The sequence below is a fragment of the Streptosporangium vulgare genome (assembly GCF_042428775.1).
GTDB lineage: Bacteria > Actinomycetota > Actinomycetes > Streptosporangiales > Streptosporangiaceae > Streptosporangium > Streptosporangium vulgare.
In genome coordinates this window covers 673,140-682,716 of sequence record NZ_JBHMBS010000001.1, presented here as the reverse complement: position 1 = coordinate 682,716, position 9,577 = coordinate 673,140, and the positions used below count along the sequence as shown (strand labels likewise).

At 74.7% G+C, this 9,577-nt stretch carries 1 protein-coding gene and 2 pseudogenes; all 3 read left to right on the top strand.

Features of this window, described 5'->3' with window-relative positions:
* Positions 1-50: 50 nt before the first annotated feature.
* Positions 51-6,845 carry a non-ribosomal peptide synthetase gene (locus tag ACFFRH_RS02900; RefSeq protein ID WP_386153871.1) on the top strand — a complete coding sequence of 2,265 codons (6,795 nt, stop codon included), beginning with the start codon at positions 51-53 and terminating at the stop codon, positions 6,843-6,845.
* Positions 6,842-8,101 (top strand): annotated as a pseudogene (locus tag ACFFRH_RS02895) (condensation domain-containing protein); the annotation flags it as partial. The gene ACFFRH_RS02900 and the pseudogene ACFFRH_RS02895, both read left to right, overlap by 4 nt.
* Positions 8,078-9,445 (top strand): annotated as a pseudogene (locus tag ACFFRH_RS02890) (AMP-binding protein); the annotation flags it as partial. The pseudogenes ACFFRH_RS02895 and ACFFRH_RS02890, both read left to right, overlap by 24 nt.
* Positions 9,446-9,577 lie beyond the last annotated feature (132 nt).

Below are 9,577 nucleotides of genomic sequence, written 5' to 3'. Positions count from 1 at the left end.
GGCGAAAGAGGCACTGGCGGCTCTGCTCACGGCGCTGGAGGACCCCGCGGATGAGTGATCTGAGGGCGAAGCTGGCGCGGCTCAGCCCGGAACAGCGGGCCGCGCTGGAGGAGAGGCTGCGGCGGCAACCGCCGCCGCGGCGGCCGTCGGGCATCCCCCGGCGCGCGGACGGCGGGCCGCCTCCCCTGTCGTTCGGCCAGGAGCGCCTGTGGTTCCTGCAGCAGCTGGACCCGTCCGACGCCTCGTACAACATGTTCATGGTGCAGCGGCTGCGCGGGCGCGTCTCGATCGGGGCGCTCACGTACGCGCTCGGCCGGCTGGTGGAGCGGCACGCGACCCTGCGCGCCCGGTTCACCTCGCACGAGGGCAGCCCGGTGCAGGAGATCGGGCCGCCCCTGCCGGTCGAGCCCGACCTGATCGACCTCACCGGACTGCCCGCCTCCGAACGGGAGGACCGCGCGACCGAGCTGGTCGCCGACCTCACCAACCGCCCGTTCGACCTGGCGGCCGGGCCGCTGCTGCGGGTCCACCTGATCACCATGTCGCAGACCGACCACGTGCTGTGCGTGGTGCTGCACCACATCGTGGCCGACGGCTGGTCGCTGAAGGTCCTGCTGGGCGAGCTCGCCGCCTGCTACGGCGCGCACCTGGAGGGACGCGAGGCGGACCTGCCGGAGCCGGTGCTGGAGTACGCCGACTACGCGGCCTGGCAGCGCGCCCTGCTGGACGAGGAGGGGGTGCGCCGCCAGCTCGGCTACTGGAGCGGGCAACTGGCCGGGGTGCCCGCGCTGGACGTCCCCGCCGACCGGCCCAGGCCGCCGGTGAGGTCGTCCAACGGCGACTACGCGGCGCGGCGGTTCGGGCGGGAGCTCACCGCCCGGCTGGACCGGCTGGCCAGGGACGAGCGGTGCACCCAGTTCATGGTGCTGCTCGCCGCCTTCCAGGCGCTGCTCGGCGCCCACTCCGGGCAGGACGACGTGTGCGTGGGGTCGGTGATCGCCGGGCGGGAACGCCCCGAGCTGGAGCAGGTCGTCGGGTTCTTCCCCAACACGCTCGCGCTGCGCGGCGACCTGTCGGGCGATCCCGGCTTCAGGGAGCTGCTGGGCCGTGTCCGGGCGACGGTGCTCGACGCCTTCGCCCACCAGGACATCCCGTTCGAGCGGCTGCTCAACGAGCTGCGCGTCGAGCGCGACCTGAGCACCACGCCGCTGTTCCAGGCGATGTTCGTGATGCAGGACAAGGAGGCGTCCGAGCTGGTCATGCCCGGCATCGAGACCGACGTGTTCGATCCGGGGGCGCGGCAGGCCAAGTTCGACCTGATGCTCGACGTCACGCCTCGCTCGGACTCGCTGTACGCGCTGCTGTCCTACAACGCCGACCTGTTCGAGCCGGACACGGTGGCCAGGATGCTGCGCAGGTACGAGCGCGTCCTGGAGGCCGTGGCCGGCGACCCCGACATCCCGCTGTCGCGGCTGCGGGCCGCGATGCTGCTCCCCGAGGACCGCCTGCCCGCCGTCACCGCGTCCCTGTCCACCGCCCTCCCCGCGTCCGCCGGGGTCGCGGGGGCGGCAGGACTCATGGACGGTGCGTCCCCCGGGCTCGCCGGTTCCACCGGTCCTTCCGGTCCTTCCGGTCCGGCCGGGGTGGTCGAGCTGTTCGAGGAGCGGGCGCGGCTCGCGCCGGACGCGGTCGCCGTCAGCCACGGCGACCGGCGGCTCGGCTACGCCGAGCTGCGTGAGCGCGCCGCGAGCCTGGCGGAGCGGCTCACCTCGGCGGGGGCCGGCCCCGAGACCGTGGTCGCGGTGTGCGCCCGGCGCGGTCCCGAGCTGGTCGTGGCGCTGCTGGCCACGGCGATGGCGGGAGGCGCCTACCTCCCGCTCGACCCCGCCTACCCGGCCGAGCGCCTGCGCTGGATGCTGCGCGACAGCGGGGCCGCGCTGCTGCTGTCCCAGGACGGCCTGCTGGAGTGCGACCTGCCGACGATCCCGCTCGACGGCGTCGCGGACGGCTCCGTCACCGTCACCGTCACCGGAGGGGATTCACCCACCGGGGACGGCCGGGTGACGACGCGGCCCGGCGGGCCGGGGAACCTGGCGTACGTGATCTACACCTCCGGTTCGACCGGCACCCCCAAGGGCGTGCAGGTCGAGCGGCGGGCGCTGGACGCGCGGGTGGCGTGGATGCGCGCCGAGTACGGCATCCGGCCGGACGACCGGGTGCTGCAGTTCGCCTCCGTGGGCTTCGACACCCACGCCGAGGAGATCTACCCGGCGCTCACCTCGGGGGCCGAGCTGGTGCTCGCCCCCGACGAGCCGCTTCCCGACTTCCTGCGGACCCCCCGGGGCGCGTCGCTGACGGTGATGGACCTGCCCACCTCCTACTGGCAGGAGCTGGTCGCCGCCCGCACCTCCTGGCCGCCCGCGCTGCGCCTGCTGATCCTGGGCGCCGACCCGCTGCCGGGACCGGCGCTCGCCGCCTGGTACGAGGCCCACGGCGAGCGCGTCACCCTGGTCAACAGCTACGGGCCGACCGAGACGACGATCATCGCCACCGCCGGGGAACTCGACCCGGCCGAGGCGTCCAGGCGGCCCACCGTGGGGCACCCGCTGTCGGCCACCCGCGTCCACGTGCTGGACGAGCACGGCGCGTGGGTGCCCGTCGGCGTGCCCGGCGAGCTGTGCGTGGGCGGCGACGGGCTCTCCCGCGGTTACCTGGGGGCGCCCGCCCTGACGGCGGAGCGCTTCGTGCCCGACCCGTACGGCCCGGCCGGTTCACGCCTGTACCGCACCGGCGACCGGGCCAGGTTCCGGCCCGACGGGCGCCTGGAGATCCTCGGCCGCCTCGACCGCCAGGTGAAGATCCGGGGCTACCGGGTGGAGCCCGGCGAGATCGAGTCCCGCCTGCTGTCCCACCCGTGGGTGGGACAGGCGACCGTGACGGTCAGGGAGGACACCCCCGGCGACCGCCGCCTGGTCGCCTACGTCGTACGCCACGACCGGACGGCCGCCGGGCAGGCCGCCGACGCCGGGGAACTGCGGGAGTACCTCGCGGCCGAGCTGCCGCCGCACCTGGTGCCGAGTGCCGTGGTGGAGGTCGGGCACATCCCGCTCACCCCGAGCGGGAAGGTCGACCAGGGCGCGCTGCCCGCCCCCGAGCACCGCTCGGGCGAGGGGTACCTGCCCCCGGAGAACGCCACGCAGGAGCTGGTGTGCTCGGTGTGGGCCGAGGTGCTGGGAGTGGAACGGGTGGGGGCACTCGACGACTTCTTCCAGCTCGGCGGCCACTCGCTGCTCGCGACCAGGACGATCGCCAGGCTCTCCGCGGCGACCGGGCTGGACGTGCCGCTGAAGCTCGCCTTCGGCCACCCGTCCGTACGGAGTCTGGCGCGGGCGCTGGACGCGCTCGCGGAGGCCGGGTCCGGCGCGGGTCCCGAGACGGGACCGGGACCGGTACGGCGCCCGGAGGGCACGGCGCCGCCGCTGTCGTTCGCGCAGGAACGGCTCTGGTTCATGGAGCAGTTCAGCCCGGGGACCGGCGCGTACGTACTGCCCGCCGCGGCACGGCTGCGCGGGCCGCTGGACCTCGCGGCGCTGGACGCGCGGCTGGACGCCGCCGTGACGCGGCACGAGAGCCTGCGGATGCGCTTCCCCGCCTCCTCCGACGGGAGGCCCGAGGTCCGGGTCGTCCCAGCCGGGGACCCGGAGGCACGGATCGCGGTCCGCGTCGTCGAGACGCACACGAAGGCAACGGATGAGGCGGAGGCGGAGGCGGAGGCGCGGCGGATCGTCAGCGCCGACGCGGCGCGTCCCTTCGACCTCGACGGCGGCCCGCTGCTCCGGGTGACCCTGGTCAGGCTCGCCCCCGAGGACCACGTGGTGCTGGTCGCCGTCCACCACATCGTGGCCGACGGCTGGTCCGCGGAGCTCCTGCTGGACGAGCTGCTCCCCGAACGCGACGACCGCGACGGCCACGACGACCGTGACGACCGCACCGGACACTCTGGGCATCCCGGACGTGCGGAGCGCGCGGGACGGCCGGAACCGCGTATCGGGTACGGCGACTACGCGCTCTGGCAGCGCGAGCGCCTGACCGGGCCGCGCCTGGAACGGCACCTGGAGTTCTGGCGGGAGGAGCTGGCCGCGCTGCCCCCGCTCGACCTCCCCCTCGACCGGCCCAGGCCGGCCCGGCAGGGGCACCGGGGCGCCTGGCACGACCTGCGACTGGACGCCGGGCTCACAGGGGTGCTCGGCGAACTGGCGCGGGACCGCGGCGCGACCCTCTACATGGCGCTGCTGTCCGGGTTCCAGGCCGTGCTCTCCCGCTGGTCGGGACAGCACGACTTCGCGGTGGGCTCACCGGTCGCCGGCCGGGACCGGGCGGAGTTCGAGGACGTGGTCGGGTTGTTCGTGAACCTGCTGCCGCTCCGGGCCCGCCTGGAGGGCGATCCCACGTTCACCGAGCTGCTCGGCCGCACCCGCGACGCGGCTCTGGAGGTCTACGGCCACCAGGAGCTGCCGTTCGAGAAGCTGGTCGCCGAACTGGACCTGGCCAGGGACGCCACCCGCCCGCCCGTGGTGCAGGTGCTCTTCGCCCTGCAGAGCTACCTGGGCGGCACGGTCCCGGCGGGGCGTTCCGCACCGTTGGCCGAGCCGTTCGCGCCGGACACCACCTCGACCCGGTTCGACCTGGAGCTGTACGTCTCGGAGACCGGTGACGGCCTCGCGGCGAGGTTCGTCTACAACCGCGACCTGTTCCTTCCGGAGACCGTCGAGCGTCTCGCCGCGTCCTTCGCGACGTTCCTGCGCGCGGCCGTCGCCGCCCCGTGGACCCGCGTGGGCGACCTGGAACTGCTCTCCCCCGGGGAGCGGGACCTGGTGCTGACCGGCTGGAACGCCACCGAGACCGCGTACCCGCCGGAGGAGACGCTGCACGGGCTCGTCGAGGCCCAGGCCGCGCGGACCCCCGGCGCTCCGGCCGTGGTCTTCGAGGGCGAGACGCTGACCTACGCCGAACTGAACGACCGCGCCGACCTGCTGGCCGCGCGGCTGCGCGCCTCCACCGCCGGGAAGGTCTCCGCTGAGGACGACGACGCCGGGAACGACGGCGGTGCGGGCGTCGGCACGGGTGCGGAGCGGGTGTTCGCCGTGCGGGCGGAACGCTCGCTCGACCTGCCCGTACGGCTGCTCGCCGTGCTCAAGGCCGGGGGCGCCTACCTCCCCCTCGATCCGGGGCTGCCCGAACGCCGAATCGAGGCCATGCTCGCCGACGCCGGGGCCGTGGAACTCACCGCCGCCCTGGACGCCTCGGCGGGGTCCGGGAACGTGCGTCCCCCCGGGAAAGACCTGCCGGACTCCCTCGCGTACGTGATCTTCACCTCGGGGTCCACGGGAAGGCCCAAGGGCGTCGGGGTGCCGCACCGGGCGATCGTGAACCGGCTGCGCTGGATGCAGGAGACGTACGGCCTGGACACGGGCGACGCCGTGCTCCAGAAGACCCCCGCCGGGTTCGACGTGTCGGTGTGGGAGTTCTTCTGGCCGCTGATCAGCGGGGCCCGCCTGGTGCTCGCCCGGCCCGACGGCCACCGGGACACCGCCTACCTGCGCGACCTCGTCACCGAGCGGGGAATCACCACCGTCCACTTCGTCCCCTCGATGCTCGCCGCCTTCACCACGGAGGAGCGGATCGAGGAGTGCCGCTCGCTGCGCCGGGTGATCTGCAGTGGCGAGGAGCTGACGGCGGGGGCGGCGGAGCGGCTGACCGAACGGCTCCCCGGGGTGGAGCTGCACAACCTCTACGGCCCGACCGAGGCCGCGGTGGACGTCTCCTGGCACCGGTACACACCGGGCGAGAAGGTCGTGCCGATCGGCCGTCCGGTGGCCAACACCCGCCTGTACGTGCTGGACGGGGCGTTGCGCCCGGTACCGGCCGGGACGCCGGGCGAGCTGTTCATCGGCGGGGTCCAGCTGGCCAGGGGCTATCTCGGCCGGCCGGCCCTCACCGCCGAACGCTTCGTCCCCGACCCCCACGGCCCGCCCGGCTCCCGCCTGTACGCCACCGGAGACCGCGCCCGATGGCGACCCGACGGCGAGCTCGAATACCTCGGCCGCCTCGACACCCAGGTCAAGATCCGCGGCATGCGCGTCGAACCCGGCGAGATCGAGGCCGTACTCGGCGGGCATCCGGACCTGAGCGCGGTCGCGGTCGGCGTGTGGCACGACGGCGCCGGAGCCCGGCTGGTCGGGTACGGGGTGCGGCGCGAAGGGGCGCGGGGCACCGCGGACACCGCGGACACCGCGGACACCGCGGACACCGCGGACACTGCGGACACTGCGGACACCGTAGGCGCTGTGGACGCCGATCCTCGCGAGTGGCTCAGGGGCGAGCTGCCCGACCACATGATCCCCACCGCCTGGGTGACGCTGGACTCCCTCCCGCTCACCCCCAACGGCAAGCTCGACCGGGCCGCCCTGCCACCACCGCCCGGCCGGGGCGATCTTCCCTGGGAGCCGCCGCGCACCGACGCGGAACGCGCCGTCGCCCAGGTGTGGCAGGACGTGCTCGGCCTGGACAAGGTCGGCCGCCACGACGGGTTCTTCGGCGTCGGGGGCGACTCGATCCGCAGCCTCTCGGTGGTGGCCCGGCTGCGCGACCTGGGTTACGGGCTCGACCTGCAGCGGCTGTTCACCCACCAGACCGTGGCCGAACTGGCCTCCGTACTGGACACACCGGACACCGGGCCCGCCGCCGCGGCGACCCCGGAGCCGGAGGCCGCGGCCGGGGCGACCGAGGCGTTCGGCATGCTCGGCGCCGCGGATCTGGCCAAGCTCAGGAAGGGCGAGCGATGATCGAGGACGCGTACCCGCTGGCCGCGCTGCAGGCGGGGATGCTCTACCACAGCGAGCTCGAACCGGGCAGTCCCACCTACCACGACCTGATGACCATCACCCTGCGCGGCACCCTGGACGTCCCGGCGCTGACCGGGGCGCTGGCCGGGGTCGCGGCCGGGCACCCGGTGCTGCGCACCTCGTTCGACCTGACCGGGTTCAGCGAGCCGCTGCAGCTCGTCCACGACACCGCGACCATCCCGCTGGAGGTCGCCGACCTGCGCGGGAGCGGTTCGGACGGGGACGGTCCCCGGGAGCGGCTCGCCGCGTGGCGGGAGGCCGAGAAGCACACCGGGTTCGACTGGTCGTCGCCGCCCCTGCTGCGGGCGTACGCGCACGTGCTGGACGACGACGAGTTCGCGCTGAGCCTCAGTTTCCACCACGCCGTCCTCGACGGCTGGAGCGTCGCGGCGCTGGTCACCGAGCTGCTGGGCCGCTACGCGGCGCACGGCTCGCCCGGCTCTCCCGGCTCGCGTGAACCCGCCCCGCCCCGGGCCCTGTTCAGGGATCTCGTGGCGGCCGAGCGGGCCGCGGTGGGCTCGGCGGCGGCGCGGGAGTTCTGGCGGGAGCGGGTCGAGGACGCCCCGGAGAGCCGCCTGCCCCGGCTGCCCGGGTTCCCGTCCGGCGGGCCGCGCGCCGCCGAGGTGGTCGCCGTACCCGTGCCGCACGAGACGGTGGCGGCGCTGGAGCGGCGGAGCCGCGAGCTGCGGGTGCCGCTGCGCACGACCCTGCTGGCCGCGTACGTGACGGCGCTGGGCCTGGTCACCGGCGAACGGGAGGTCATGACCGGCGTGCTCAGCCACGGCAGGCCGGAGAGCGAGGGGGGCGGCGAGGTGCTGGGGCTGTTCCTCAACACGCTGCCGCTGCGGGTCCGCCTCGACGCCGACGACCGGGCCGACCGGGCCGAACTGGTCGGGCGCGTCTTCGAGGCCGAGGTGGCCGCGGTGCCGTACCGGCGCTACCCGCTGTTCGAGATCCAGCGGATCGCGGGCCGCTCGCCGCTGCTGGACACGCTGTTCGACTTCCGGGACTTCCACGTGTACGGAGGTCTGTCCGGTGACGGCGTGGCGATCACCGGGCAGGAGTTCTTCGAGCAGACCGACATGCCGTGCACGGTGGCCTTCGTCCGGGTGCCCGGTGGCGGCCTCACCCTCACGGTCTCCTACGACGCCTCCCAGTTCCCGAGGGAGCAGATGGAGTCCCTGGCCGGGAGGGTGATCGACGCCCTGACCGGCGAGCCGGGCGTGGGCAAGGCGGAGAACGACGCGATCGACCGCTGGAACGCCACCGGGCGCGAGCACCCGGGCGGCACGCTGCACGGCCTGGTGTTCGCCCAGGCGAGGCGGACGCCCGACGCCCCCGCCGTGGGCTTCGAGGGCTCGTGGACCACCTACCGCGAGCTGGCCGGGCGCGCCCTGGCGATCGCCGGGGAACTGCGCCGCGCCGAGGTGTCACCCGATCAGCCGGTGGGGGTGCTGCTCGAACGGAGCGCGGACCTGCCCGCCGCGCTGCTGGGCGTCCTCGCCGCCGGGGGCGCCTACCTGCCTCTGGAGCCCGGCCACCCGGCCGGGCGGGTGCGGGGCATGCTCGACGACGCGGGCGCCTCGGTACTGCTGACCTCCGCCGACCTGGCGGCCGAGGCTCCCGGGGGTACGCGGGTCGTCCTGCTGCCCACCGTCTCGGAAGCCGTCTCGGAGGTCACCTCGGAGGCCGCCTCCGAGGTCTCCTTCCGGGAGGGTCCGCCGGACTCGCTCGCGTACGTGATCTTCACGTCGGGGTCGACGGGGAGGCCCAAGGGCGTCGGGGTGTCGCACCGGTCGATCGTGAACCGGCTGCGCTGGATGCAGGCGACGTACGGGCTCACCCCGGCCGACCGGGTCCTGCACAAGACGCCGGTCTCGTTCGACGTGTCGGTGTGGGAGCTGTTCTGGCCGCTGCTCACCGGCGCGGGGCTGGTGGTGGCGAGGCCGGGCGGGCACTACGAGCCCGGCTACCTCACCGAGCTGATCGCCCGCGAGGGCGTCACCACGGCGCACTTCGTGCCGTCCATGCTGGACCCGTTCCTGGACACGCCCGGCCTGGAGGCCCTCGGCGTCCCGGACGCGGACACTCCGGTCGCGGAAAGGCCGGACACGAGCGGACCGGACGCGGGCGGATCGGCTGTGAACGGGCCGGACGCGGGCTGGCAGGCCGTGAACGGACCGGAGGCGAGCAGGTCGGCTGTGAGCAGGTCGGCTGTGAGCCGGCCGGAGGCGAGCAGGTCGGCTGTGAGCCGGCCGGGCGCGGGTGGGCTGCGCAGGGTGGTGTGCTCGGGTGAGGCGCTCCCCGCCGACCTGGTGCGGCGCTTCGCCGAACGGCTTCCCGGGGTGGAGCTGCACAACCTCTACGGCCCGACCGAGGCCGCGGTGGACGTCTCCTGGCACCGGTGCCACCCCGCCGAGCAGGCGGTGCCGATCGGCCGCCCGGTCGACAACACCCGCCTGGAGGTGCTCGACGAGCGGTTCGGCCGGGCGCCCGTGGGCACCCCGGGGCAGCTGTTCATCGGCGGGGTCCAGCTGGCCAGGGGCTATCTCGGCCGGCCGGCCCTCACCGCCGAACGCTTCGTCCCCGACCCCCACGGCCCGCCCGGCTCCCGCCTGTACGCCACCGGAGACCGCGCCCGATGGCGACCCGACGGCGAGCTCGAATACCTC